The organism is Bradyrhizobium sp. S3.2.6 (assembly GCF_040546885.1).
GTDB lineage: Bacteria > Pseudomonadota > Alphaproteobacteria > Rhizobiales > Xanthobacteraceae > Bradyrhizobium > Bradyrhizobium cytisi.
In genome coordinates, this window is sequence record NZ_JBEPOS010000004.1 from 105,082 (window position 1) to 129,585 (window position 24,504).

28 protein-coding genes are annotated in these 24,504 nt (G+C 63.7%); 14 read left to right on the top strand and 14 right to left on the bottom strand.

Annotation, left to right across the window (positions count from 1 at the left end):
• Positions 1–5: 5 nt before the first annotated feature.
• Entirely contained in the window at positions 6–1,046 is a 1,041-nt protein-coding gene (locus ABID58_RS10805; RefSeq protein WP_354032618.1) for a phenylacetaldoxime dehydratase family protein, read from the top strand.
• On the opposite strand, the gene ABID58_RS10810 is transcribed toward ABID58_RS10805, so the two are convergent.
• Both ABID58_RS10810 and ABID58_RS10815 read right to left on the bottom strand, forming a co-directional pair.
• Positions 1,043–1,681, bottom strand: a complete 639-nt coding sequence (locus tag ABID58_RS10810; protein ID WP_354032619.1) for an HAD family hydrolase — start codon at positions 1,679–1,681, stop codon at positions 1,043–1,045. The genes ABID58_RS10805 and ABID58_RS10810 overlap by 4 nt on opposite strands.
• A gap of 72 nt (positions 1,682–1,753) precedes the next feature.
• Positions 1,754–2,770 (bottom strand): TRAP transporter substrate-binding protein, encoded by a 1,017-nt coding sequence (locus tag ABID58_RS10815; RefSeq protein ID WP_354032620.1) that lies wholly within the window; start codon positions 2,768–2,770, stop codon positions 1,754–1,756.
• A gap of 39 nt (positions 2,771–2,809) precedes the next feature.
• Here ABID58_RS10815 and ABID58_RS10820 point away from each other — a divergent pair, with 39 nt between their 5' ends.
• The 5 genes from ABID58_RS10820 to tsaA all read left to right on the top strand — a co-directional run bounded on the left by ABID58_RS10820 (position 2,810) and on the right by tsaA (position 6,230).
• A complete protein-coding gene (locus ABID58_RS10820; protein ID WP_246230271.1) occupies positions 2,810–3,832 on the top strand; it encodes a lytic transglycosylase domain-containing protein in 1,023 nt (340 codons plus the stop codon).
• Between the two features lie 118 nt (positions 3,833–3,950).
• A complete protein-coding gene (locus tag ABID58_RS10825; protein WP_354032621.1) occupies positions 3,951–4,514 on the top strand; it encodes a hypothetical protein in 564 nt (187 codons plus the stop codon).
• Between the two features lie 105 nt (positions 4,515–4,619).
• The gene (locus ABID58_RS10830; protein ID WP_148754874.1) at positions 4,620–5,360 is read left to right on the top strand and encodes an AzlC family ABC transporter permease; all 741 of its coding nucleotides are present in this window, start codon (positions 4,620–4,622) and stop codon (positions 5,358–5,360) included.
• Positions 5,357–5,707 (top strand): AzlD domain-containing protein, encoded by a 351-nt coding sequence (locus tag ABID58_RS10835; RefSeq protein WP_354032622.1) that lies wholly within the window; start codon positions 5,357–5,359, stop codon positions 5,705–5,707. Before ABID58_RS10830 ends, ABID58_RS10835 begins: the two co-directional genes overlap by 4 nt.
• Before the next feature lie 31 nt (positions 5,708–5,738).
• Positions 5,739–6,230, top strand: coding sequence for a tRNA (N6-threonylcarbamoyladenosine(37)-N6)-methyltransferase TrmO (tsaA, locus tag ABID58_RS10840; protein WP_148754876.1), 492 nt, complete (start codon positions 5,739–5,741; stop codon positions 6,228–6,230).
• A gap of 3 nt (positions 6,231–6,233) precedes the next feature.
• Here the strand turns inward: tsaA and ABID58_RS10845 are convergent, their stop codons facing one another.
• The 4 genes from ABID58_RS10845 to ABID58_RS10860 form a co-directional block, all read right to left on the bottom strand.
• Positions 6,234–6,659 carry an HIT domain-containing protein gene (locus ABID58_RS10845; protein ID WP_354032623.1) on the bottom strand — a complete coding sequence of 142 codons (426 nt, stop codon included), beginning with the start codon at positions 6,657–6,659 and terminating at the stop codon, positions 6,234–6,236.
• A gap of 64 nt (positions 6,660–6,723) precedes the next feature.
• Positions 6,724–7,965 (bottom strand): GNAT family N-acetyltransferase, encoded by a 1,242-nt coding sequence (locus ABID58_RS10850; protein ID WP_354032624.1) that lies wholly within the window; start codon positions 7,963–7,965, stop codon positions 6,724–6,726.
• Between the two features lie 48 nt (positions 7,966–8,013).
• The gene (locus ABID58_RS10855) at positions 8,014–8,766 is read right to left on the bottom strand and encodes a glycerophosphodiester phosphodiesterase (RefSeq protein ID WP_354032625.1); all 753 of its coding nucleotides are present in this window, start codon (positions 8,764–8,766) and stop codon (positions 8,014–8,016) included.
• Positions 8,767–8,776: 10 nt separating this feature from the next.
• Positions 8,777–9,244, bottom strand: coding sequence for a RidA family protein (locus tag ABID58_RS10860; RefSeq protein WP_354032626.1), 468 nt, complete (start codon positions 9,242–9,244; stop codon positions 8,777–8,779).
• A gap of 253 nt (positions 9,245–9,497) precedes the next feature.
• Here ABID58_RS10860 and ABID58_RS10865 point away from each other — a divergent pair, with 253 nt between their 5' ends.
• Together ABID58_RS10865 and ABID58_RS10870 are read left to right on the top strand one after the other, a co-directional pair.
• A complete protein-coding gene (locus ABID58_RS10865) occupies positions 9,498–10,343 on the top strand; it encodes a cell envelope integrity EipB family protein (RefSeq protein ID WP_354032627.1) in 846 nt (281 codons plus the stop codon).
• 167 nt (positions 10,344–10,510) lie between these two features.
• Positions 10,511–10,912, top strand: coding sequence for a RidA family protein (locus ABID58_RS10870; protein ID WP_354032628.1), 402 nt, complete (start codon positions 10,511–10,513; stop codon positions 10,910–10,912).
• A 307-nt stretch (positions 10,913–11,219) separates the two neighbouring features.
• On the opposite strand, the gene ABID58_RS10875 is transcribed toward ABID58_RS10870, so the two are convergent.
• The 3 genes from ABID58_RS10875 to ABID58_RS10885 all read right to left on the bottom strand — a co-directional run bounded on the left by ABID58_RS10875 (position 11,220) and on the right by ABID58_RS10885 (position 13,376).
• Positions 11,220–11,627 (bottom strand): ACT domain-containing protein, encoded by a 408-nt coding sequence (locus ABID58_RS10875; RefSeq protein ID WP_148754881.1) that lies wholly within the window; start codon positions 11,625–11,627, stop codon positions 11,220–11,222.
• Between the two features lie 136 nt (positions 11,628–11,763).
• Entirely contained in the window at positions 11,764–13,068 is a 1,305-nt protein-coding gene (locus ABID58_RS10880; protein ID WP_354032629.1) for a DNA polymerase IV, read from the bottom strand.
• Positions 13,065–13,376, bottom strand: coding sequence for a DUF3572 domain-containing protein (locus ABID58_RS10885; RefSeq protein ID WP_008130066.1), 312 nt, complete (start codon positions 13,374–13,376; stop codon positions 13,065–13,067). The genes ABID58_RS10880 and ABID58_RS10885 overlap by 4 nt, the downstream gene beginning before the upstream one ends.
• Before the next feature lie 251 nt (positions 13,377–13,627).
• Here ABID58_RS10885 and ABID58_RS10890 point away from each other — a divergent pair, with 251 nt between their 5' ends.
• Positions 13,628–13,993, top strand: coding sequence for a response regulator (locus tag ABID58_RS10890; RefSeq protein WP_008130064.1), 366 nt, complete (start codon positions 13,628–13,630; stop codon positions 13,991–13,993).
• 14 nt (positions 13,994–14,007) lie between these two features.
• The gene (locus ABID58_RS10895) at positions 14,008–15,381 is read left to right on the top strand and encodes a PleD family two-component system response regulator (protein ID WP_354032630.1); all 1,374 of its coding nucleotides are present in this window, start codon (positions 14,008–14,010) and stop codon (positions 15,379–15,381) included.
• A 139-nt stretch (positions 15,382–15,520) separates the two neighbouring features.
• On the opposite strand, the gene ABID58_RS10900 is transcribed toward ABID58_RS10895, so the two are convergent.
• Entirely contained in the window at positions 15,521–16,132 is a 612-nt protein-coding gene (locus ABID58_RS10900) for a TetR/AcrR family transcriptional regulator (RefSeq protein WP_354032631.1), read from the bottom strand.
• 152 nt (positions 16,133–16,284) lie between these two features.
• On the opposite strand from ABID58_RS10900, the gene ABID58_RS10905 reads away from it, so the two are divergent.
• Positions 16,285–17,523, top strand: a complete 1,239-nt coding sequence (locus tag ABID58_RS10905) for an MFS transporter (RefSeq protein WP_354032632.1) — start codon at positions 16,285–16,287, stop codon at positions 17,521–17,523.
• Between the two features lie 162 nt (positions 17,524–17,685).
• Here ABID58_RS10905 and ABID58_RS10910 read toward each other — a convergent pair whose 3' ends face one another.
• On the bottom strand, positions 17,686–18,849 hold the full coding sequence (locus tag ABID58_RS10910; RefSeq protein ID WP_354032633.1) for a mandelate racemase/muconate lactonizing enzyme family protein: 1,164 nt from the start codon (positions 18,847–18,849) through the stop codon (positions 17,686–17,688).
• A 34-nt stretch (positions 18,850–18,883) separates the two neighbouring features.
• Positions 18,884–20,200 carry a C4-dicarboxylate transporter DctA gene (dctA, locus tag ABID58_RS10915; protein ID WP_354032634.1) on the bottom strand — a complete coding sequence of 439 codons (1,317 nt, stop codon included), beginning with the start codon at positions 20,198–20,200 and terminating at the stop codon, positions 18,884–18,886.
• 193 nt (positions 20,201–20,393) lie between these two features.
• On the opposite strand from dctA, the gene ABID58_RS10920 reads away from it, so the two are divergent.
• On the top strand, positions 20,394–21,284 hold the full coding sequence (locus ABID58_RS10920) for a LysR family transcriptional regulator (RefSeq protein ID WP_354032635.1): 891 nt from the start codon (positions 20,394–20,396) through the stop codon (positions 21,282–21,284).
• Between the two features lie 33 nt (positions 21,285–21,317).
• Here ABID58_RS10920 and ABID58_RS10925 read toward each other — a convergent pair whose 3' ends face one another.
• On the bottom strand, positions 21,318–22,304 hold the full coding sequence (locus tag ABID58_RS10925) for a cysteine synthase A (RefSeq protein WP_354032636.1): 987 nt from the start codon (positions 22,302–22,304) through the stop codon (positions 21,318–21,320).
• A 421-nt stretch (positions 22,305–22,725) separates the two neighbouring features.
• On the opposite strand from ABID58_RS10925, the gene ABID58_RS10930 reads away from it, so the two are divergent.
• A complete protein-coding gene (locus ABID58_RS10930) occupies positions 22,726–23,571 on the top strand; it encodes a transglutaminase-like domain-containing protein (protein ID WP_148754891.1) in 846 nt (281 codons plus the stop codon).
• Between the two features lie 252 nt (positions 23,572–23,823).
• Positions 23,824–24,168 (top strand): type VI secretion system-associated protein TagO, encoded by a 345-nt coding sequence (locus ABID58_RS10935; RefSeq protein WP_354032637.1) that lies wholly within the window; start codon positions 23,824–23,826, stop codon positions 24,166–24,168.
• 14 nt (positions 24,169–24,182) lie between these two features.
• Here the strand turns inward: ABID58_RS10935 and ABID58_RS10940 are convergent, their stop codons facing one another.
• A complete protein-coding gene (locus ABID58_RS10940; RefSeq protein ID WP_148754893.1) occupies positions 24,183–24,449 on the bottom strand; it encodes a hypothetical protein in 267 nt (88 codons plus the stop codon).
• Positions 24,450–24,504: the final 55 nt, after the last annotated feature.

A 24,504-nucleotide genomic window follows, 5' to 3' on the forward strand; every position in this document is an offset into this window, starting at 1 on the left:
CGATCATGGAATCCGCAATTCCTCTGCATCTCGAGACACAGCGCACCCGCCACAAGCGCGTGCCGGAGGATTACCAGCCGCCATACCCATCGTTCGTGGCGCGCTACAGGCCCGCGGTGAGCCGCGTCGTGATGGCCTATTTCGGCCTGCAGTATCGCGGGGCGACGCCGGCAGCTGCGGCGGAAGCGCTCGCAGAAATCGCCGGGCTGTTCGCCGGCGAAGGTGGTCCCTCGCATTGGGACCGCGCGCACTATGTCGACCAGGCCGGCCACGCTAACATTGTCTCGGTGGCCTATTGGGACGACATCGCGCGTTTCGACGCCTGGTTTGTGCCGGCACGCGAGGCGTGGACTGGAAAGCACCGCGACGGCATCGGCACCTTCATCGAGGTGCTGCGTCCCACGGTGGCGCGGCACGAGACGCTGTTCTCCTCGCTCGGCAGGCCCGAAGGCGTCGCGATGATCGCCGACGGCATGAGCGGCGAGGTTCAGGAGCACGCCTATTGGGGCGGCATGCGCGACCGCATTCCGCTGTCGCAGACCGACCCGATGTCGCCGGGCGGCAATCCGGAATTGATCCGTGATGGTGCGCGGCTGCGCGTGAAGGCGAACGACAACCTGTGCCTGATCCGCTCAGGCCAGGACTGGAGCGATACCGAGGCGTCGGAGCGCAAGCTCTATCTCGACGATGTCGAGCCGGTGCTGCGTGAGGGCATGGACTTCCTGCGCGACGACGGGCTTGCGATCGGCTGCTATGCCAACCGCTACATGCAAGTGCTCTCGGCTGACGGCAAGGCGAGTGAAAAATCCTACGGCCAGAGCTGGTGGAAAAGTCTCGCTGCGCTGGAGCGCTGGGCGGAATCGCATCCGACCCACGTGAAAATCTTCGGTGCGGCGATGAAATATCTCTCCACGCTAGGGCCGTCAGCGAAGTTGCGGCTCTATCACGAGGTCACGGTGGCAACTGTCGATGAGCAGTTCTTCGAATATCTGAACTGCCATCCGAAGACGGGGATGCTTGCGGCGGTCGAGACAGTCACCGCCTAGGCGACACAATGGCCAAGCAGCTCCGGGTGCGCGGCGCAGATGTGATGCGCGCCGGCGTCCCGCAGCTCGGCCTCGCTGCCATAGCCATAGAGCACGCCGATCGCAGTCATTCCGTTGGTGCGGGCGCCGACCACGTCATGGCTGCGGTCGCCGATCATGATGGCGCTGTTTGCATCGACGCGGGCCTCGTCAAGCGCGTAGCGGAGCAGGTCACACTTGTCGACGCGCGTGCCGTCGAGCTCGGAGCCGAACAAGCGCTCGAAATAGGGTTTTAGGCCAAAATGTTCGACGATGCGGTTGGCGTAGACGGCGGGCTTGCTGGTCGCAACGAACATGCGCTGGCCGGTCGCGGCAATCGTCGTCAGCGTGTCGACAATACCGGCATAGGCCTCGTTCTCGAACAGGCCGATGTTGCTGAAGCGGTCGCGATAGAGCATTAGCGCCTGGTCGGCCAGTGCGTCGGTTCCGGTGAGCTTCTTCAGGCTCGAATGCAGCGGCGGACCGATGCACCAGGTCAGCTCGTCCTCGCTCGGCACTGCGAGGCTCAGCCGCTCGAGGGCGTACTGGATCGAGCGCGTGATCCCGGGCTTCGGGTCGGTCAGGGTGCCGTCGAGATCGAAGAAGACTGTCGCCATCAGGAGCCGGCTCGCGTTGAAATTGGCGTTCCGTTGCTAGTCGGATCGGATCTCAAGTCAAGACCCGTTGCATCATTGCTGCTTCGTCCATTCGACGATCGCGGCGGCATCCGCGCCCGCCTGCGCCTCCCAGGCAGTGATCGTGCCCGTTGCGGCCGTTCGGAGCGCCGCGACGAGGGATGGCGGCGCGGGCTCGGCGATCTTGACGCCGTTGTCGCGCATGCGCGCATAATTCTCCGAGGTGCGATGGGTCAGGAGCGCGAGCTGGCTCTGCTCGGTCTCGGCCGCGGCCGCCATCACCTCGCGTTGCGTCGGCTCCGGTAGCGCGGCAAATGCCTCGCTGCGGACGAAGGCGATCGAGACCGGCATCGCGTAGTTGATGGCTGTGAAATAGGGCAGGAAGTCCCACAGCTTGCGTCCCGCGCCGCCGTCGCCGGAGGTGAGGAACGCGTTCAGTTGATGCTCCCTCAGGCCGACAAGCGCTTTGTCCATCGGCAGGAACTGTGCGTTCGCGCCGGCCGCCTTCATCACCTCGCTGGAATTGGCATCGTAAGCCCGCAAATTGAGTTTCGGCAGGTCGTCAGCGCCTGCAAGCGACCGGTCCGACCACAGGCCCGTCGCAGGCCAGATCGTCAGATAGAGCACCTTGAGGCCGTGGGCGGCGAGGGCCTTTTCGTAAAGCGGCCGTGCGCGCGCATTGGCGGCGCGAGCGATGTCGACCGATTGCACCAGGAAGGGTAGCGTCGAGAGGCTGAGCACGGGGTCGAGGCCCGAGAGCGCGCCTGCAAAGGCGTCGCCGCCCGCGATCCGGCCGTCCAGCGCCGCGCGCGGCATTTCGCCCGAGCTGATCTTCAGCTGATTGTCGAGGGCGTTGGTCACGCTCACGAAACCGTTTGTGCGCGCGGCCACGCGATTGGCGAAAGTGCTGAGCCCGATCCCGGATATGTTGTTCTCGGGATATTCGGTGGTCATCCGCCAGTTCACTTGCGCCATGGCTGGCGCGGCGGACAGGATCAATAATGCGAGGGCAAGGATCGCGCGGATCCGTTTGGCGGGGAAGCGCATTGGGAGAAGCAGGTCAGTCAGCATTTATTGGCAACTCATCGAACCATGGCACGACGCCTCGACATGGCAGATCATCTTGTTGCATGCCGCGCCCGCGTGCGCCACGGCGATACTTGGGCACGGCTGACGCGAATTGCATCACGCATCGTCCCCGCACTGCTCGTGTCCGCGACACAGGCGATGGCTTGGGACAGCTCACCCGCGAAGACCAACGTTGCCGTTCCCAGCGTCGAAGAGCTGGCGATGCCGCCTGCGATGCCGGCGGATGGCCGCGAGAGCGACACGCGGGAATCGATCTGCCTGATCGTTGAGGCGGCCGCACGCGATGCCAAGCTGCCGTTGGAATTCTTCGCCCGCGTGATTTGGCAGGAAAGCCGCTTCCAGGCCGATGCGGTGGGCCCGATGACGCGCAACGGCGAGCACGCGCAGGGGATCGCGCAGTTCATGCCGGGCACCGCGAGCGAGCGCGGGCTTCTCAATCCCTTCAATCCGGTGCAGGCCCTGCCGAAATCGGCCGAGTTCCTGAATGAGCTCCGCAATCAGTTCGGCAATCTCGGCTTGGCTGCGGCCGCCTACAATGCCGGCCCGCGGCGGGTGCAGGAATGGCTCGCCGGCAGTGGTAGCATGCCGGAGCAGACGCGCAACTACGTCTATGCCATCACCGGCGCGACGGTTGACGCATGGGCCAAGGCCGGCAGCACCGGCAAGGGGCCGCCCAGCTCACCGCCCACGAGCTGCCGCGACCTGATGGCGCTGTTGAAGCGCGCACCGAACCCGTTCGTGGCCGAGCTCGAGCAGCATGTCGAGCTCGCTGCCGCCAGGATCTGGGGCGTTCAGCTCGCGGCGGGCTTCGATCGCAACAAGGCGCTGGCGATGTATTCCCGCGCCGTCACGCGCCTCAGCGCCGTGATCGGCGAGCGCGATCCCAGCCTGTTGAGCTCGGTGATGCGCAGCCGCGGTTCGCATCCCTTCTACCAGGTGCGCATCGGCACCGACACGCGCCCCGAAGCGGACGATCTCTGCAACCGCATCCGGAAAGCGGGCGGGGCTTGCTTCGTGCTGAAGAACCGCGGCGTGGCGGGGTAGGCGACAGCTGGAGCTTTCGCTTTGCGAAGAGCGGATCATAGCCTGCATTGATCTTGCGCTGGGTGCAGCCGTGTGAAAGGACAATCAAGGAGCGAACGCCCCGCGGAGGGTGAGCCTTTTGGAGCTGCTGCAGGTGATTGGGGGCGCGACACACAGAGATCCCATCGGAACGATCCACAGAATTGCTCTGGCATGCGCTTGTATGGTGAGCTTCGTGCTCTGGCTTGCATTGGATTCGGACTTCGCCAACGCCCTGTTTTGGGCTGCGAAGCTGGAGGGGCATCCGATCAGTGGGACCGTCCCGGTGAGTAAAGTCGCAATCTGCCTCGGCTGGAGCTTGTTGGCATTCGGATTAATCTGCCACCGCTACTGGATAGGGACGATCGCTATTTTGGCGCTTTTGGCGGCCACCCTTGTTGGCGAGATCGGCTCCAGCATTGTCGACATCAGGTTTTTTGATCTGCCGGTAGCCAAATCGATCGTTCAGTCGGCGCCGCATGGATTGCTTTATGCTCTCAAGCTGCCATTCATCGCGATTGCTCTTGCCTACTTCATCGTTACCAGGCGTGCCTTCGCCAATGCATATGAGCGGCTCTGCCTGGCAGCCATATTGGGCTTGTGCGCTATCATGGCGTGGACCGGCTTGTTCGATCTGATCTATCCGGGCATCGCATGGCGCTAGCCAGCATTGCGCCGCGCATGCCAGCCCCGCCGCGTGTTTCCTTGACGCGGCCGCCGGCATTGCCCGTTATGCAGGCCCGATTCCACAACCCCGACCGGCCGTCCCTTGGCGTTTCCTCCGCTCAATTCTCCTCAATGGCAAAGTCCGTGGCGCACCTTCGCCTGGGGGCTGCGTTCAATCACGCAGACGATCCTGACGCTAGTGCTGTTCGCGACCTATCTCGGCATCGGCGCGCTCGCCCATGACAGCCATTTCAGCCTGCTCTGGGCGCTGTGCTCGACACTGTTCGTCTGGGCCGGGCCGGCACAGATCATTTTGATTACCACGCTCGGTTCGGGTGCGACCGTCATCCAGTCGGCGATCGCGGTCACCGTCAGCGCGATCCGGCTGTTTCCGATGGTGGTCTCCGTGCTGCCGCTGATGCGCACACCAACGACCAAGCGGCGTGAGCTGTTCTTTGCGGCGCATCTCACGGCCGTGACGTTGTGGGTCGAATGCCATCGCTTCCTGCCGCAAGTGCCGCGCGAGCGTCGCATCGCCTTTGTGAACGGACTTGGCTTCGGTCTGGTCTCGGTATGTCTGACCGCCAACACGATCGGCTATTTCCTCGCCGCCAACCTGACTCAGACATTGGGCGCCGCGATCCTGCTGCTGACGCCGCTATCCTTCCTGTTCTCGACCGCGCGCAACAGCCGCGAGGTCGCCGATGTCGTCGCGCTCGCGCTTGGGGTTCTGCTCTATCCGCTGGCCGCGAAGATGAACTCCGGCCTCGACATCCTCGTCAGCGGCCTTGCCGCGGGCACGATTGCCTATGGCGTGCATTGGTGGCGGGAGGTGCGCGCATGAGCGCCCCGCAACTCATCGGCGACTGGCACGCGCTGCTCTTGCTGTTCGTCGCCGGCGTCATTCCCAACCAGATATGGCGCATGCTGGGCCTGTGGTTCGGCGGCGGTATCGACGAGGGCTCCGAGCTTCTGGTCTGGGTGAGGGCGGTCGCGACCGCGATCCTGGCCGGCGTCATCGCCCAGATCGTGGTCGAGCCACCCGGCGCGCTCGCCAGCGTGCCGGATGCCTTGCGCTACGGCGCGGTCGGCGCCGGCCTCGTTGTGTTCCTGCTGACCCGCCGCTCGATCTTCGCAGGCGTTGTCGCCGGCGAAGTCTTCATGCTGGCCGGCAAGTGGTGGTTGGGCTAAAACCGTCGCGAACAGCCAAGGAACTGGAAATATGGTTCGCGAAAACGAACTCCGCGAGGGCGAGGTCGCCATCGAACTTCCTTCAACGGAGGATGCCGGCCTCGTCTTCATCGGCCGCATCCGCACCCCCTGGACCTCGCGGCTGGAGACGCCGCGCCAGGGCCGCGCCGACGGCCCGGTGTGTCGCCTCGAGATTTTCGAGCCGTTCTTGCCCGCGATCAAGGGCGTCGATTTCTACAGCAATCTCGAAGTGCTCTACTGGCTCGACAAGTCGCGCCGCGACATCGTGCTGCAGAGCCCGAAGAACAACGACAAGACCCGCGGCACGTTTTCGCTGCGCTCGCCGGTCCGGCCCAATCCGATCGGCACCTCGATCGTGAAGCTGGTCGGCATCGAGGGCGGCACGATTCTCGTGCGTGGCCTCGATTGCCTCGACAACACGCCGCTGATCGATATCAAACCTGATCGCTGCGAGTTCACGCCATTGGCTGCGCCGCAGCCGGGGGACTTTCAGACGGAATAACGATCAGCTCTTCAACGCCGCGATCAGCTTGATCGCATTCTCTTCCAGCACCTTGACGTCTTCCTTGCGGCTCGCGGGCGGCAGCATCGCCACGCCGTCGTGGCGGGGCATCACGTGCATGTGGAGATGAAACACCACCTGGCCGCCGGCGGCCTCGTTGAACTGTTGCACGGTGATGCCATCGGCCTTGAAGGCCTTCATCGCGGCGGCCGCAATCTTGTGCGTGCCGCGGGCGACGTGAGCATAGTCTTCGGGCTTGATGTCGAGGATGTTGCGGGCAGGCGCCTTCGGGATCACCAGCGTGTGGCCGGGCACCCGCGGCATGATGTCGAGGAAGGCGAAGACATGCTCGTCCTCGTAAACCTTGTAGCAGGGAAACTCGCCGCGCAGGATCTTTGCGAAGATGTTGTTCGGATCATAGGCGGTCATGGCGGCGGCTCCCAAGAATTTTGAGCTTAGTTTTGCGCTTAGTGTCACCAGCGATGGCAAACCGTCAAGGCGCCTCGTCGATGCCTTTCCGGAACGGGCCGAGCTCGGCGAGCTCGCGTCCGGCCTCGGCGACATAGGCACGCTCGCGCTTGAGATAATCGTCGATGGCGCGACGCAGGCCGGGATCGGCGATGAAATGGGCAGAGTGGGTGGTCCGCGGCAGGTAGCCGCGCGCGATCTTGTGCTCGCCCTGCGCGCCGGCCTCGACATATGTGAGGCCGCGCTTAATGGCGAAATCGATTGCCTGGTAGTAGCAGACCTCGAAATGCAGGAACGGATGATGCTCGACCGCTCCCCAGTTGCGGCCGAACAGCGCGTCCGAACCGATGAAGTTGATCGCGCCCGCGATCCAGCGCTCGTTGCGGCGGGCCATCACCAGCAGCACGTCCTGGCTCATGGTCTCGCCGATCAGCGAGAAGAACTCGCGCGTGAGATAGGGACGGCCCCATTTGCGCGAGCCGGTCTCCATGTAGAATTCGAAGAAGGCATCCCAGGCGTCCTCGGTGATGTCCTTGCCTGTGAGCCAATGGATGGTGATGCCGGCGGGTAGCGCATCGCGTCGCTCGCGCTTGATCGATTTGCGGTGGCGCGAGTTCAGCGTCGCCAGAAAATCGTCGAAGGTGGCAAAGCCCTCATTGCGCCAGTGGAACTGCTGGTCGGTGCGCTGGAGGAAGCCGTGCTGGGCAAGCAGCTTCCACTCGGCCTCGCGGGCGAAGGTGACATGCACCGAGGAGGCCTTGCTGACGCCGCACAGCGCCACCAGCCCGCTCGCCAGTGCCTCCGTGATCCGCTCGTGGTCGACGCCGTCGCGGACCAGGAGCCGCGGCCCGGTCGCCGGCGTGAAGGGAACAGAGACCTGCAGCTTCGGGTAATAGCGCCCGCCGGCGCGCTCATAGGCATCGGCCCAGCCGCGGTCGAAGACGTACTCGCCTTGGCTATGCGATTTCAGATAGCAGGGCACGACGCCGGCGACACGGTCGTCGATCTTGGCCACCAGATGCCGCGGTCCCCAGCCGGTGCGGATCGTGGCTGAACCCGATTTCTCAACGGCGGAAAGAAACGCGTGAGATACGAACGGGTTATAGGCGGGCTTTAAAAGGCCGAAAGAATTGCCTGGAAGCCTGGATGAGGTTCCCGTGCCATGCCCGTTGCAGGCCTTGCCAGGATTGGCGCAGGCGTCCCAATCCTCTGGCGAGACTTCGCCAATGGACGGTACGGCCTCCAGCGTGATGTCCGATGATCGCATTGCGCCCAAGATCGTGCATTGCAGCAGCGACTTCAAGGGTGGGGAACATCAAGCCTGCGGCACGAAGCCCTCAAAGATCATCTGATCGGCATATTGCCCAACCCGCGCCCGCTGCTCGGGCGTGCGCACGGTCCAGCCGAGCAGGGCGCAGCCGAAGACGTTTCGGGCGATCCAGGGGGCGGGCGCCGGCAGGTGGTCGACCTTGAAGGCGATGAAGTGGGGCTGGGTCTGGAAGCCGTGGCGGAGGTACAGCATGCTGTCGCGCTGCGCTTGCGTCAGGTAGGCCCAGTACTCGTCTTCATAGGTCCGCTGCGCGACGATGCCGCGCGGGCGGGAGGGCAGCAGCTCACGCAGGGCCAGCACCTGGTCGGGGTCGAAGGACATCCCGACCGCTTGCCCCTGATATGACGCCAGCACCTCGGCCATCCGCTTCACCAGCTTGCGGTCGCCATCAAAATGGCTTTTCACCTCGATCACCAGCGGCACGCGGCCGGCAACCATCGCGCAGAGATCGCCAAGCGACATCATCCGCTCAGGCGTATCCCTGAACCTGATGGCCTTCAGCTCCGCCGCGGTCTTTGCCACCACCGGGCCGGTGGCCTCGGTGAGGCGGCCAAGCGCGTGGTCGTGGTGGACCATGGCCTCGCCGTCGGCGGAGAGCTGGATGTCGACCTCGATCGAGAAATTGCCCGCAACCGCCGCCTGCACCGCGCCCGGCATGTTCTCGACGATACCGCGGGAGATGTCATGCAGGCCGCGATGGGCGACCGGCCGCGCTGTCAGCCAATCCGGAGCACGCACGATGCTGACCTCAGGCGACCTCGAACACGCCTTCGACCTCGACCGCCGCATCCGCGGGCAGCGAGGCCACGCCGACGGTGGTGCGGGCGTGGCGGCCCTTGTCACCGAAGGCCGCGACCATCAGGTCGGAGGCGCCGTTGAGAACCTTTGGCCCGTCCAGGAAGTCCGGCGCCGAGTTGATGAAGCCGCCGAGACGCACCACGCGCACAACCTTGTCGAGGTCGCCAAGCGCCGCCTTGACCTGTGCGAGCAGGTTGACGGCACAGCCGCGCGCGGCCGCAGCACCTTGCTCGAGCGAGACGCCAGCGCCGAGTTTGCCCTTGGCGATCAGCTTGCCGGCGGGATCGAAGCAGACCTGGCCGGAGACGAACAGCAGATTGCCGGTGCGCACGAACGGCACGTAATTGGCGACGGGAGTGGGGGCCTCGTGCAGCTTGATGCCCTGTTCCGCCAGTTTCTGCTCGACCGTGCCCGCCATGTCTCGACCTCGATGTCTGAAAAATTATCCGCTCCGGCGGGTCTGGTGACCGCCGGGCGCGCCCTGTTTCGCCCATCATGCCGCCACATGCAAGCAAGCCGATAGGGCGACGGGACGCCGGGGTGAACTGGATTTTCCCGAGGCAGGTCAGGAGGTTCAACGGAGAGGCGCAACTTTACGTGAAACCGCCGCAGTTGCGACGCAATGGAACGGTCATTAAAGTGTCGAATCTGCGCGTCCCCAGGGAACAGACATGGTGCACCTTTTCCGGACTTCATTCGGTGTGATGGCGCTCGCGATGGCCGCCGTCGGCGCCGGTGGCAGCGCGCATGCCGCGAACGGTCCGTTCCTCGCACACCAGGCGCTCTATGATCTGAGCCTGGTCAAATCGCGCTCCAATTCCATCAACAGCGCGCGCGGCCGCATCCTCTACAATTTCTCCGGAAGTGCTTGCGAAGGCTACACGTCCGAATTCCGCCAGGTCTCCGAGCTCGACAGCGGCGAGGGCAAGGTCACGCTCAGCGATCTCCGCTCCAATTCCTGGGAGGACGCCACAGGGAAAAGCTACCGCTTCAAGATCGAGACGCGGATGAACGAGACCGAGGCCGGCCTGGTCGACGGCTCGGCGGAGCGCGACGGCGACCACATCAACGTCAAGCTGAAGTTGCCGGCACCGAAGAATTTCACTCTCGACGGCAAGATCGTGTTTCCGACCGAGCAGATCCAGCACATCATTGCCGCCGCCAAGGACGGCAAATCGCTGCTCGAGCTCTCCGTCTATGACGGCTCCGACGATGGCCAGAAGGTCTACAACACGCTGACCGTGATCGGTCAGGCCATCCCTGCCGACCGCACCGCCTCGCCCGATCCCTCGACCTCGGACGAGCACATGAAGTCGCTGAAGCGCTGGCCGGTGACCGTCAGCTATTTCGATCGCGACGTCCAGCAGAAGGAAGGCGAGCAGACGCCGGTCTATGCGATGTCGTTCGAGCTCTACGAAAACGGCGTCTCCCGCCAGCTCGTGCTCGACTACAACGACTTTGTCATTTCCGGCGCGATGGGCAAGTTCGACGTCAAGGACAGCAAGCCCTGCAATTGAGGGGCCCCGCGCTCTCTCCTTCGTCATTGCGAGCGCAGCGAAGCAATCCAGAATCTCTCGGCGGAAAGATTCTGGATTGCTTCGTCGCAAGAGCTCCTCGCAATGACGGGCTAGCCCTCAACGCCATCTCCAGTTACGCTCAACCACAAACTCCGGGAGCCAGCACCATGCCCAAGCTCGACCATCTGCGCCCCAGCGGCCTGCACCACAATCCCGCTTATTCCCACGTCGTCACCGCCTCCGGCGCGCGCACGATCTACATCTCCGGCCAGGTGTCGGTGGACGAGGAAGGGCGGATCGTCGGCGAGGGCGATCTCGCCGCACAGACCACGCAGGTGATGCAGAATCTCGGCCATGCGTTGAAGGCAGCCGGCGCGAGCTATGCCAACATCGTCAAGATCACGACCTTCGTCGTCGGCTACAAGCCGGAGCTGCGCCCGATCATCGGCAAGGCCCGCTCGGTCTTCTTCGAAGGCATAGAGCCGCCGGCCTCGACGCTGGTCGGCGTCTCCGCGCTTGCGGCGCCGGAGTGGCTGATCGAGATCGAAGCGATCGCAGTCGCGGATTGATGCTGAGCGCCGCCGGCTCACGCTCCCCGCAAAAAATGAAAAACAACCCCATGCACAGTAGGCGGGCGGTGCAAGGGGACCGCAATTCAATGCCAGTACAAATTTCGCATTTAGCGAATTCCATTTGACGCGTCGGGCAAAACAGTGGCACTCTGCCATGCTGGCATTTTCGAAAAGCCCGTAGCCCGTAGATGGGTTGAGCGTTTGCGAAACCCATCGCGCTTGTTTGTTGGTAACGGGCGATCAGTCTGATGATGGCAACGATTTCGGAGAGCGGTGAGCGGGAAGAGATGGGTTTCGCAAGGGCTCAACCCATCCTTCGGACTGACATCTCTTGCAGCAGCATCATTGCGTCGTCGGCCCGGTCGGTCGGCACGAAGAGATGGTCGTGGTGGAAGGCCGAAACTGCATTGGCGCTGATGCTGGATTCGGCGAGCCGGGCCGTGATGGCGGCGAGAAAGCCGACCGCATCGAGCGCGGAGTGAACCGTCAGGGTGATCAGGCGCGAGGCGAATGCGTAGCTTAGTCCTGCCGCTTGCGCCTCGTCACGCAGGATGACCAGCGTCGTCCCTTCCTGCTCGCGGAACATCAGCAGCGGATTGAGCCCTGCTGGAATGCCCTCGTTTGCCGCGATGGTGCAGAACACGAAGGTGCCCGGCTGCAGCTCCGGTTTCATGTGTTTCAGTAGCACGCTGAGATCGCGTTCACCTGTCACAGCCGTTTGTCTCTCGGGAACGGGGCCCGCCGTATCCCGTCATTGCGAGCGCAGCGAAGCAATCCAGAATCTTTCCGCGGTGACAGTCTGGATTGCTTCGCTGCGCTCGCAATGACGATGTGGATGCACTTTGCCATCATTCCTGCGCTTTCTCCGGGCCGTCATATGCGATGCCCCGAATGACGGCGGCGCTGCCGAACTTCTTGCGCAGGCTGTCCACCGCGCGCTCGGCATGCGCGGCGCGGCGGTCGAGCATGTCGGTGTCGTCGGCGGGGGAGCCTTCGCGCAGTGCGCTGACGCCGGCGCCCATCAGGCGGAAGGCGGTGCCGTCGATCTCTTTCGCCAACATCTCGCGGCAGATCGAAAAGATCTTTGCGGCGAGCTGCGTCGGCGCTGCGATCGATTGCGAGCGCGTGCGCTGGCGGAAATCGGCCGTCTTCAATTTCAGCGTGACGGTCGAGCCGGCAAGCTCGCTGCTCTTGAGCCGCGACGACGTCTTCTCGCACAGCCGCCACAGGATCTTTTCCAGCGAGGCGAAATCGCGGATGTCGGTCTCGAATGTGGTTTCGCTCGAAATCGTCTTGGCGCCGCGATCGGCCTCGACACGGCGATCGTCGATGCCGCGGGCGAGCCGCCACAGCCTGCGGCCGTCGCTCGGAAACTGCCGCATCAGCTCGATCTCGTCGGCCTTCTGCAGGTCGGCGATGAGACGGAAGCCGCGCTGGACCAGGCGCTCCTGCGTCGCCGGTCCCACGCCGAAGATGAAGCCGACCGGCCTCGAAGCCAGCATCGTGCGCGCTTCCTCCTGATCGAGCGCAGCAAAGCCGCGCGGCTTGTCGAGATCGGAGGCGATCTTGGCCAAAAACTTGTTGCAGGACAGGCCGACCGAGACGGAGATGCCGACATCGCGCTCGACGTCTCTGGCAAACCGCGCCAGCACCTTGGCCGGGATCATGCCGTGCACGCGCTCGGTGCCGGAGAGATCGAGAAAGGCCTCGTCGATCGACAGCGGCTCGACCAGCGGCGTCAGCGCCTGCATGGCCTGTCGCACCTCGCGCCCGACGCGGACGTATTTCGCCATGTCGGGCGGGATCACGATTGCATGCGGACAGGCTTCCAGGGCCTTGAACATCGGCATCGCCGAGCGCACGCCATAGGTGCGCGCGATGTAGCAGGCGGCCGACACCACGCCGCGTCTTCCCCCGCCGATGATGACGGGCTTGTCGGCGATGTCAGGATTGTCGCGCTTCTCGACCGTTGCATAGAAGGCATCGCAGTCGATATGGGCGATGGTCAGGCTCGCGAGCGCGCGGTGGCGGACGAGGCGAGGGGATCCGCAGGCGGAACAGCGCCGCAGGCCGAAATTCTGCAAACCGATGTCCAGATCGGCCAGACAATCCCGGCAGAAGCAGCGGGGCCCGGCCGGATCGGCGACGCTCACGGCACATCGCGCTCCCAGGTCCGGTCGCCGAGCGCATCGCCCAGCACCTGCCGCGCTGCGGCAACGTTGGTCGGATGCAGCTCCGAGGCCTTGGCAAAGGCCTTCACGGTGTCGTCATCGCGCAGCACGAAATCGAGCACGCTGAGCAGGAAATTGGGGTCCGAGGCGGCGTTCCGGAGCGTCTCCGGGCCGACCCCTGTCTCAGCCAGGAACAGGCCCAGCCTTTCGGGATCGCCCGCCACAAAGGACAGCGCCTGAATCGCAACGATTTCAGCGACTTCGCGAGGGTTGTGAACAGGCTTTTTCACGGGCCCGGTTTGCCTTTCCATTAACTTTCAGTGTCTACTTTGGATCATGCCCGAGTCTTGGGAGTGAGTCTCGCGCCTGAGTCTTGCGACCCCAGACAAGCAACTGGAAACCACATCGCAGAAAGTGGCCCCTCGGGTTTAACGAAACTCAAGCGAATCTGAGGCTAGTTTGAATCCAGTTTTCGAAGCGCCGGAAAGCGGCGCCTGAGGCGTCACATGCACCGGTCTTTGGGACCAAACAGGAGGGCGGGATGGCTAAGACCGTCCTGATCGTGGAAGACAACGAGCTCAACATGAAGCTCTTCCGCGACCTGTTGGAGGCGCACGGCTACCAGACCTCCGGAACCAGCAACGGCTACGAGGCGCTCGACCTCGTGCGCAAGATGCGGCCCGACCTGGTGCTGATGGATATCCAATTGCCGCAGGTCTCGGGCCTCGAGGTGACGCGCTGGATCAAGGACGATCCGGAGCTGCGCTCCATTCCCGTCGTCGCGGTCACGGCGTTCGCGATGAAGGGCGACGAAGAGCGCATCCGCGAGGGCGGGTGCGAAGCCTATTTGTCCAAGCCGATCTCGGTCGGCAAATTCATCGAGACGGTCCGGCGTTTTATCGGATAGGAAGTGAGTTCAAAGTGTCCGCGCGTATCCTGGTTGTCGACGACGTTCCCGCCAACGTCAAACTCCTCGAAGCCCGCCTGTCCGCCGAATATTTCGACGTGATGACCGCGTCGAACGGCACCGAGGCGCTGGCGCTGGCCCGTCGCGCCGAATGCGACATCATCCTGCTCGACGTGATGATGCCCGACATGGACGGCTTTGAAGTCTGCCGCCGGCTCAAGACCGATCCGGCCACGCACCACATTCCCGTCGTGATGGTCACTGCGCTCGACAGCCCGTCCGACCGCAATCGCGGACTGGAAGCCGGCGCCGACGATTTTCTGACAAAGCCCGTTTCCGACGTCGTGCTGATCGCGCGCGTGCGCTCGCTGACGCGGCTGAAGATGATGACGGACGAGCTGCGCATGCGCGCCATCACCTCGCTCGAGATCGGCATGCAGGCGCCCGAGCGCAGCGCCATCGCCGATGCTGGCAAGGGCGGCCGCATCCTGCTGGTCGACGACCGGCAGTCGTCCTATGAGCGGCTGGCGACGATCCTCGCCGCCGAGCACACCGTCGACGTCGAGTCCAATCCGACCGAAGCGCTGTTCCACGCGGCCGAAGGCAATTACGACCTGCTGATCGTCTCGCTCGACCTCAACAATTTCGACGGCCTGCGGCTGTGCAGCCAGGCCCGTTCGCTGGAGCGCACGCGCCACGTGCCGATCCTGGCGATTGCGGAGGCGGAAAATGCCACGCGGCTGCTTCGTGGTCTCGAGATCGGCGTCAACGACTATCTGCTGCGTCCCATCGACAAGACCGAGCTCTTGGCGCGCGCCCGCACCCAGATCCGCCGGCGCCGCTACACCGATCATCTGCGCGACAACGTGCAGAACTCGATCGAGATGGCGATCACCGACGCGCTCACCGGCCTGCACAATCGCCGCTACATGGAGAGCCATCTGGCGACGCTGGCCGAGCAGGCCTCGACCCGCGGCAAGCCGCTGGCGCTGATGATCCTGGACATCGACTATTTCAAGTCGATCAACGACAATTACGGCCACGACGCCGGCGACGACGTGCTGCGCGAATTCGCGGTGCGCGTGCGCAAGTCGATCCGCGGCATCGATCTCGCCTGCCGCTACGGCGGCGAGGAGTTCGTCATCGTGATGCCGGAGACCGATCTCCACGTCGCCGGCATGGTCGCCGAACGCCTGCGCCGCTCGATCGCGGGCGAGCCCTTTGCCGTCCACAAGGGCACCAAGCGCATCGAGGTCACGATCTCGATCGGGCTCACCACGCTGGAGCAGAAGGGCGAGGCGGTGGCCGACGTCCTCAAGCGCGCGGATACCGCCCTCTACCGCGCCAAGCACGACGGACGGAATCGCGTGGTGTCGCAGGCGGCGTAGCGCCTCAGCCTCAGCGTCGTCCCGGCGAAGGCCGGGACCCATAACCCCAGGGAGAGGTTGTGGGTACGAGCTGATAACTCCGAGTCTTCGTCAAACTACGGCCTGTGGCTATGGGTCCCGGCCTTCGCCGGGACGACAGTTATGATTGCCGCGCGGGCTTGCCTCGCTTTATGACCGGCTTCACCGCACCACCCACATCCACCCCCGCGTTCCGCAGCAGCACCTTCGCCGCTTCCTTCGCCGCGCGCGCCATGGCGGGGTCGTCGCGGACGAGGTCTTGCGCAATCGAGCCGTCGACCAGCAGCACGAGCTGCGTTGCGAGCGCGTCGGCATCCGCAACGCCAAGCTCGTTCAACCGCTCGCGAAACCAGACGCGGCGGCTTTCCTTGAAGGCGATGGCGATCTTCTTCACGGCGCGGTCGGAGGGGCCGAGCTCGGCGACTGCATTCACGAACGGGCAGCCGCGAAAATCCTTGGCCGAAAAGCGCCGCTCCAGCGAATCGAAGGTGCCGAGAATCTGCTCGGCCGGCGGCTTGTCGGAGGGACGCTGGGCTACGAAGCGGCGTTCCAGATAGGCGGCGATCAGCGCGTCCTTGGACGGGAAGTGGTTGTAGAGCGTCCGCTTGGAGATGCCGATCTCGGCCGCGATGGTGTCGACGCCGATGGCGCGAATGCCTTGCAGATAGAACAGCTTGTCGGCTGTCTCGAGGATCCGCTCTTTCATCGTCTGTGGGGCGGGCGGGGGAGCCATGCGGCCGGATAAGTCCTGTTGAGCTTCTCTTGAGCTTCTCTTGGCTTGACAGTGCAACCCTTCTATAGACTAATTACACAGGTCTGTGTACCCAAAATCAGCGCGAATTGCAGACGCCGGCACGCGCGCCGTGCCCATGAGGGAGAACAACAATGCCCCTGTTGCAGGTCCTGCGTCCGACATTGCCGATCCTGATCGGCGCCTCGATCATGCTGACGCTGAGCATGGGGCTGCGGCAATCGCTCGGCATCTTCATGCAGCCGCTGACGCACGACATCCACCTCTCGGTGTCGGACTTCACGCTGGCGCTCGCGGTGCAGAACCTCGCCTGGGGCTTTCTCCAGCCGCTCGCCGGCGCGATGACCACGCGCTACGGTTTTCGTCCGATCATGATCGTGGGTGCCCTGATGTACATCGTGGGCCTCATCCTCATGGCAACCGCGAGCGGGCTTGTCGCCATCATGATCGGCGCCGGCGTGCTGATCGGCACCTCGCTCGCCTGCACCGCGGCTGCGCTCGCGATGTCGGTGGCGGCACGCGCGGTCCCTGCGACCGTGCGTTCGACCGTGCTCGGCATCGTCTCCGGCGCGGGCTCGCTCGGCGCGCTGCTGTCGGCGCCGATCGGGCAGATGCTCAACGAGGGCTTTGGCTGGCGCATCGGGCTTGCCGGCTTCGTCGTGATGTCGGTGCTGATGATCCCCGCCGCCTGGTACGCCGGCCGGGTCGATGCGATTCCGCTGCCGAAGCCGGCCGCCGATGACATCGGCGATGCCTCGGCCATGACAGCGGCGAAGACCGCGTTCGGCAACGCCTCCTTCGTGGTGATGACCTGCGCCTATCTGGTCTGCGGCATGCAGCTGGTGTTCTTGACGACGCATCTGCCGTCGTATCTGGCGATCTGCGGCCTCGATCCGATGCTGAGCGCGCAGACGCTCGGCATGATCGGCGGCTTCAACGTGCTGGGCTCGCTGTTCTTCGGCTGGGCCGGCCAGCGCTGGAACAAGCTGGCGCTGCTCGGCGGCATCTACATTTTCCGCTCGCTCGCGCTCGCCTGGTATTTCATGCTGCCGGCTACACCCGCATCGACGCTGCTGTTCGGCGCCATCATGGGCTTCCTCTGGATGGGCGTCGGCCCGCTCGTCGCGGGCGCCGTCGCCGAGATGTTCGGCCTGCGCTGGCAGGCCATGATCCAGGGCCTCGCCTTCATGAGCCACCAGATCGGCAGCTTCCTCGGCGCCTACGGAGGAGGGCTGATCTACGACCAGCTCGGCTCCTACACCATGGCCTGGCGCATCGGCGTGGCGCTGGGCCTTGCCGGCGGCATCATCCAGGTCGCCTTCGCGCTGATCCGGCCGTCGCAGCCGCCGGCGCCGGTGTTGCGGACGGCTTAGGCGAGGCGAGGGCTCATTATAGGTATGACGCGGATGTCGCGACGCCTGGTTGCGACTGGCCGCTTCTGCCGCCAACGTTGATGTGTGTGCCAGCGACCCCGCAACGAACTTCTCGTCCTATGCGGGATCGCTTGTGACGGCGCTTTCGCCTGAACTGCCGGCCTATTCGGCCAGTTCGCGCATGACCTTGATCAGATCCGACTTGCCTTCGAAGCCGATGCCCGGAATGTCCGGCATGATGATATGGCCGTCTTCAACCCGGACCGAATCCGGAAATCCGCCGTAGGGCTGGAAGAGGTCGGGGTAGCTCTCGTTGCCGCCGAGCCCCAGGCCGGCGGCGATGTTCAACGACATCTGGTGACCGCCGTGCGGGATGCATCGCGACGGCGACCAGCCATGTTGGGCCAGGACGTCCAATGTCCGGAGATATTCGACGAGACCATAGGACAAAGCACAGTCGAACTGCAGCCAGTCGCGATCCGGACGCATGCCGCCGTAGCGGAGCAGGTTGCGGGCGTCCTGGTGCGAGAACAGGTTCTCGCCCGTGGCCATCGGGCCGGGATAGAATTCCGCGACGGCGGCCTGGAGGGCGTAGTCGAGCGGATCGCCGATCTCCTCATACCAGAACAGCGGGTACTCGCGCAGCATCTTGGCATAGGCGATGCCGGTCTCGAGATCGAAGCGACCATTGGCATCGACGGCCAGCCTGGCCTGCGACCCGATCTCCTTGAGCACGGCCTCGATGCGGCCGCGGTCCTCGTCGATCGACGCGCCGCCGATCTTCATCTTCACGACGTTGTAGCCGCGGTTCAGGTAGCCGCGCATTTCCGCCTGCAGCGCGGAGTTGTCCTTGCCGGGATAGTAGTAGCCGCCGGCAGCGTAGACGAAGACCCGCGGGTTGGCCTCCTTGCCCTTCATGTCCGCGAGCAGGCGAAACAGGGGCTTGCCGGCAATCTTTGCGGTCGCATCCCAGATCGCCATGTCGAGCGTTCCGACCGCGACCGAGCGCTCGCCGTGACCGCCGGGCTTCTCGTTCGACATCATCTTCGTCCAGATGCGGTGCGGATCGAGATTGGTGCCATCGTCGTTCAGCAGGCTCGCGTGTTCGGCTTCGAGGATGCGGTCGCGAAAGCGCTCCCGGATCAGCCCGCCCTGACCATAGCGGCCGTTCGAATTGAAGCCATAGCCGACCACCCGCCGCCCGTCGCGGACGACGTCAGTCACGACGGCGACAAGGCTGGAAGTCATCTTCGAAAAGTCGATGTAGGCATTCCGGATCGGTGACGAGATTGGCTTGGTCGTCTCGACGACGTCTACGATACGCATGGCATTATCTTTCTGTGGTTGTTGATGTCTTCGGTTAGGGATCGGTTGCCAGAACTTCGGTCTCGGCCGTGGCGGGCTTGTCGTGGCGCAGCCGCACGGCTTCCTTCGCCTGCTTCTGATCGAACGCGCCGTCCCACTTGGCGATCGCGATCGTCGCGATCCCGTTGCCGACGAGATTGGTCACGGCGCGGGCTTCGTTCATGAAGCGGTCGACGCCGAGCAGAAGAACGAGGCCGGCGACGGGAACGGTGTGGATCGACGATAGGGTTGCGGCGAGCGTCACGAAGCCAGCGCCGGCGACGCCTGCCGATCCCTTCGACGTCAAAAGAAGCACGCCCAGCAGGACGATCTGGTCGCCGAGAGAAAGATCCGTGTTTGTCGCCTGAGCGACGAAGACGGCGGCCATCGAAAGGTAAATGGAGGTTCCGTCGGCGTTGAACGTGTAGCCGGTGGGCAGCACCATGCCGACGACGGTCTTGTCGCAACCGAGCCGCTCGAGCTTCACCAGCATCTGCGGCATCACCGCTTCCGTCGAGCAGGTGCCCAGGACGATGAGGATCTCATCCTTGAAGTAGCGCAAGAACTGCGGCAGCGGAAAACCGGCCCACGCCGCGATGCCGCCGAGCACCAATACGACGAAGAGGATCGTGGTAATGTAGACGCCGAGCATCAGATAGCCGAGTGACCAGAGCGTCGCGATCCCGTATTTCCCGATCGTGAAGGCGACTCCCGCTCCAGCGCCCAGCGGCGCGAGGCGCATGACCATGGCCACGACCCGGAACAGGGCGTGCAGCAGGATGTCGATGACGTTCACCAACGGCTTGCCGTAGTCGCCGAGTTGGACCATGGCGATGCCGATCAGCACCGAAACCAGGATGACCTGCAGCATCATCCCCTTGGCGAAGGCATCCACGATCGTGTTCGGGATGATGTCGAGCAGGAATTGCACGAAGCCGTGGTTGCCGTCGGCGGCCTTCACGTAGGCCGAGATCGATCCCGCATCGATGTGGCTGGCGTCGATGTTCATGCCGGCGCCGGGCTTGATCACGTTGACGACGACCAGGCCGATGACAAGGGCCAAGGTCGAGACCACCTCGAAGTAGATCAGCGACTTCACGCCAATCCGGCCGACCTCCTTGATGTCGCTCATCCTGGCTATGCCGACAACGACCGTACCGAAAATGATCGGCGACAGCAGCATCTTGATCAGCTTGATGAAGCCGTCGGCGAGCGGCTGAAGGCTGGTTCCGACCTGGGGCCAGAGATAACCGAGCAGGCCGCCCAGCACGATAGCAAGCAGGACCTGCACGTAGAGTTCGCTCAAATATCCGAAAGAAGGCGAATTTTTCAATGTTTTCTCCCTGGCGGCTACGTCTATGCCGGGCCTTGGGGGCCTCTGTCGCTGTTTGGGAAGGGCCACTCCGGTCTCCGGAACGGCTTCCGTGCTGCTGTGGTGTTGTGTAGCTTGCGACGATCCGTAGGCTTCGGCCGGAGAGAACGCCAATGCTGTTGCCGAGATTAGTCATGCCGGTTAGGCATCACCGATGGAGCTGATCTGGTTCGAGGATTATCTGGCTCTCTCGGAGACCTTGAGCTTCTCCAAGGCGGCCGAAGCCCGTCACGTGACCCAGCCGGCCTTCAGCCGGCGGATCCGGGCATTGGAGGAATGGGTGGGGGCGCCGCTATTCGTTCGAACGACACACAGCGTGACGCTCACGCCTGCCGGCGAGCATTTCCATGGCCAGGCCGAAATTCTGACCCGGGCGCTGCATCAGTTGCGCCGCGAAACACTCGAAGTGGCCGGACGGGGCACGGGGCCGCTGTCGATCGCGGCGACGCACGTGCTGTCGTTCACGTTCTTTCCGAAGTGGGTTCGGAGCAGCGAGAAGATTCTCGCCTTGGGCAATCTCAATCTCGTCTCGGACAGCATGTTGGCGTGCGAGCGGATGATGCTCCGGGGCGACGTGTCGTTCCTGTTGTGCCACTACCACCGCAGCATGGGCAGCCGGCTCGACACCAGGCAGTTCAAGAGCATCGTCGTGGGTACCGACACGCTCGTTCCCCTCAGCATCGCTGACGCCGGCCGGAAGCCGCGATGGTCGCTGCAGAACGACGAGACCGTCCCCTACCTGGCCTACAGCCCGCAGTCGGGGCTGGGCCGCATCGTGGCAAGCCAGTTGGCGAAGAGGGACCTGAAGAAGATCTTCACGTCGCATCTCGCCGCGACGCTGCTCTCGATGGTCAGGTCCGGAGACGGTGTCGCCTGGCTTCCTCGAACGCTGGCGGAAGACGACATCGAGGCGGGTTCGCTCGTCGAGGCCGGGGACGCCAAGTCCGCGGTCCCGATCGAGATACGGCTGTTCCGCCCGGCAGCACGACAGGGGCAAGAAGTTGAAGCTCTGTGGTCGGCATTCGAAGCCGCAGAGGTCGGCTGAAGAAACACTCGGCAGCCACGCGCTGCCGGGTTGCTATTGCATCCAACGTGGGGTGGGGAGATTTTTCTGACGCAGGAAATCCGGGTTGAACAGCTTGGATTGATAGCGCTGTCCGCCATCCGCGAGGATGGTCACGATGGTCTTGCCCGGGCCGAGGTCGCGCGCGAGCCGCATGGCGCCAACGATGTTGATGGCACTCGACCCGCCGAGCACAAGTCCTTCATGCTCGATCAGGTCGAATAGAACGGGGAGCGCTTCCTCGTCCGTGATCCGATACGCCGTGTCGATTGGCGTGCCTTCCAGGTTCCTTGTCACACGCACTTGCCCGATGCCTTCAGTGATCGAGTCTCCTTCGATCGTCAGCTCGCCCTTGGTGAACCAGTTGTAGAGCGCGGCCCCCATGGGGTCGCTGAGCGCAATCCTGACGGCTGGATTGCGCTCCTTGAGCGCTCGCGCAACCCCACCCAAAGTCCCCCCACTGCCGACGGCACACGTAAAGCCGTCGATTTTTCCGCCGGTTTGTTGCCAAATCTCAGGTCCTGTCGTGCGGTAGTGACCCTCGCGATTGGCGATGTTGTCGAACTGGTTAGCCCAGAACGCACCGAGCTCTTCGGCGAGCTGGCCGGAGTAGCGAGCGTAGTGACCGGGATTCGAATAGGGAACGGCGGGGACCAGTCGCAGGTCCGCACCACACAGACGCAACATATCCTTCTTTTCCTGACTTTGCGTGTCGGGCATCACGATCACGCTTCGATAACCGCGTGCATTGGCCACGAGCGCAATACCGATGCCGACATTTCCGGCCGTGCCTTCGACGATGACGCCGCCGGGTCCGAGCTTGCCGCTCTGCTCGGCATCATTGATCATGGCGAGGGCCGCCCGATCCTTGATCGAGCCACCGGGATTGAGAAATTCAGCCTTGCCGTAGATCTCGCAGCCCGTGGCCTCCGACGCCATTCGCAACCTGATCAATGGCGTATTGCCGATGGAGTCCAAAAATCCCGTTCGCACGCCGTTCATCGCCTGCCCACCTTCACGCTTCCGCAACTTTAGGCTGTTCGGCGGGCAATTCCGTTCTCTAGTTCAGGCGATCCAGGCAACGGTCTTGGCGTGCAGGCCGCTCAATCGGCGATTTTATTCCCGTGCGGTGTTTCATTTTCGCTTGTGGCCAGGGCAGCATGCGCTGAACTGTCCTCATCCGTCGGATACGCAGTTGAACTTTGGGCCCTTGGGGCTATTGTCCTGGGATCGCCGAGTTGGACCTGGCATCGGCGCCTGAGAGCCCATTTCGCTCCCGCCAATCGGCGGAGCGAGTTCATGCACGAAGCTGCTGCCCGTCCCGCGATAGACTGAGGCGGTTCTCACCCAGGAGAGGGCGCCAGGCAGTCACGTGGTGCCGACGTGCCTTTCTCAGAAAACCAGCTGGAGTTGGGCCCTTCGCATGAAAATCCGTGTCGGCTTTGAGATGATCTACGAGTTTCCGCAACCAACGCCTTTGATCGCGGTGATGGGCATTCACTTCACGCGGGCCTCCGACATCATCGTGCCCGATTACCTCACAAGCCAACCCTCCGTGCCGATCACGCCTTATCGCGACGGCTTCGGCAACTGGTGCAGCCGGATCGTCGCGCCCGCCGGTCGCGTGCGCCTCTCCGCCGACGGGACAGTGCGCGATAGCGGTCTGCCCGATGTGATCGTGCCTTCAGCCGCGCAACACGCGGTCGAGGACCTGCCGCCGGACACCATCGTTTACCTCCTCGGGAGCCGGTACTGCGAGACCGATCGGCTGTCCGACGTCGCATGGAAGCTGTTCGAGAAGACAACGCCGGGCTGGGCCAGGGTCCAGGCGATTTGCGACTTCGTTCACGGTCATATCGCGTTCGGCTATGAGCATGCCCGCGCAACCAAGACGGCGTGGGAGGCCTTCAACGAGCGCAAGGGTGTTTGCCGCGATTACGCGCATCTGGCCATCTCGTTCTGCCGCTGCATGAATATTCCCGCGCGCTATTGCACCGGCTATCTCGGCGATATCGGCATGCCGCCGCCGTATTCGCCCGGCGATTTTGCCGGCTGGTTCGAGGCCTATCTCGGCGGCCGTTGGTACACCTTCGATGCGCGCAACAACATTCCGCGAATTGGCCGCGTCCTGATCGCGCAAGGACGCGATGCCGCCGATGTTCCGATCACCCAGACGTTCGGACCCAACACGCTTCTCAGCTTCAAAGTGTGGACCGATGAGGTCGCGGAGACGTCCGGCGCCGCCTCCAGCCCAAGCGACCGCGATTGACCTCGCTATCGGGGGAGGGGCCTGCTACACTCTTCGCATCACCGCACGCTGCCGGGCTGTTATCGGTGACTGAGAGCATTGCGCTCCCGCCTTGATCTTGAAGGGCGGTCTGCATGGCAAACACAGCAATCATCAGGGACGCCTACGGGACTCCGGCAACCTTCGTCGGCTCAAAAACCGGCCGGGACGACGCTCCCTTCGTTTTTGTCAGGGTTGGAGACGAGGAGCGCCGGATGCGATGGTCCGAATGGGATGCGCTTCCAGCGTGGACCGGCGCGCCGCCACCCTGGGCTGGTAAGCAGAAACAATGAATGGATGCTCGACATGAAAATCGTCCGGATAAGAACGCCAATGACGACACTTGTCCTGATCTCCGCGCTTGGCCTGTTCGCGCGCGCTGCTCTCGCCGCGGAGCCAAGCTGCCGAGCCATCGAAAGCACCTCTGAGCGACTGGCCTGCTATGACGCGGCGTTTCCTCCAAAGGCGAAGAAGCCCGCCATGGCCAATATCGATGCGCCGTCCGGCTATAAGGATCCGTTCGTCGAAGAAGAAGCGCGAACCGCGGCCAAGCTGAAGAACATTTGCCGCGGCTGCTGAGAGCTCACCTGACGTCAATCATTGGCGGCGCTTGCATCTGCAGCCTGTGCATTGGCGAGATCGATCGAACCGATCGAAACCATCTCCATGGAGCCGCGGACGTTCTCCGAGGGCACCGTGATCATCGTGGCGACGCGGCGATAAACCGGGAAGCTGAGACCCTCGATCGCCTCCTCGTCGGTGACGACATCATATGTGCCAGCGGGCAGCAGCCGCTCGATGCCGCGGATCCGAAACGGATGTCTGAACGTGACGGTTTCTCGCCGCGAGCGGATGGTCATGTGGGCCTGCCTTTTCGACAAGAGGGGCTCAACCGACGCTGGCGGGGCGACCATG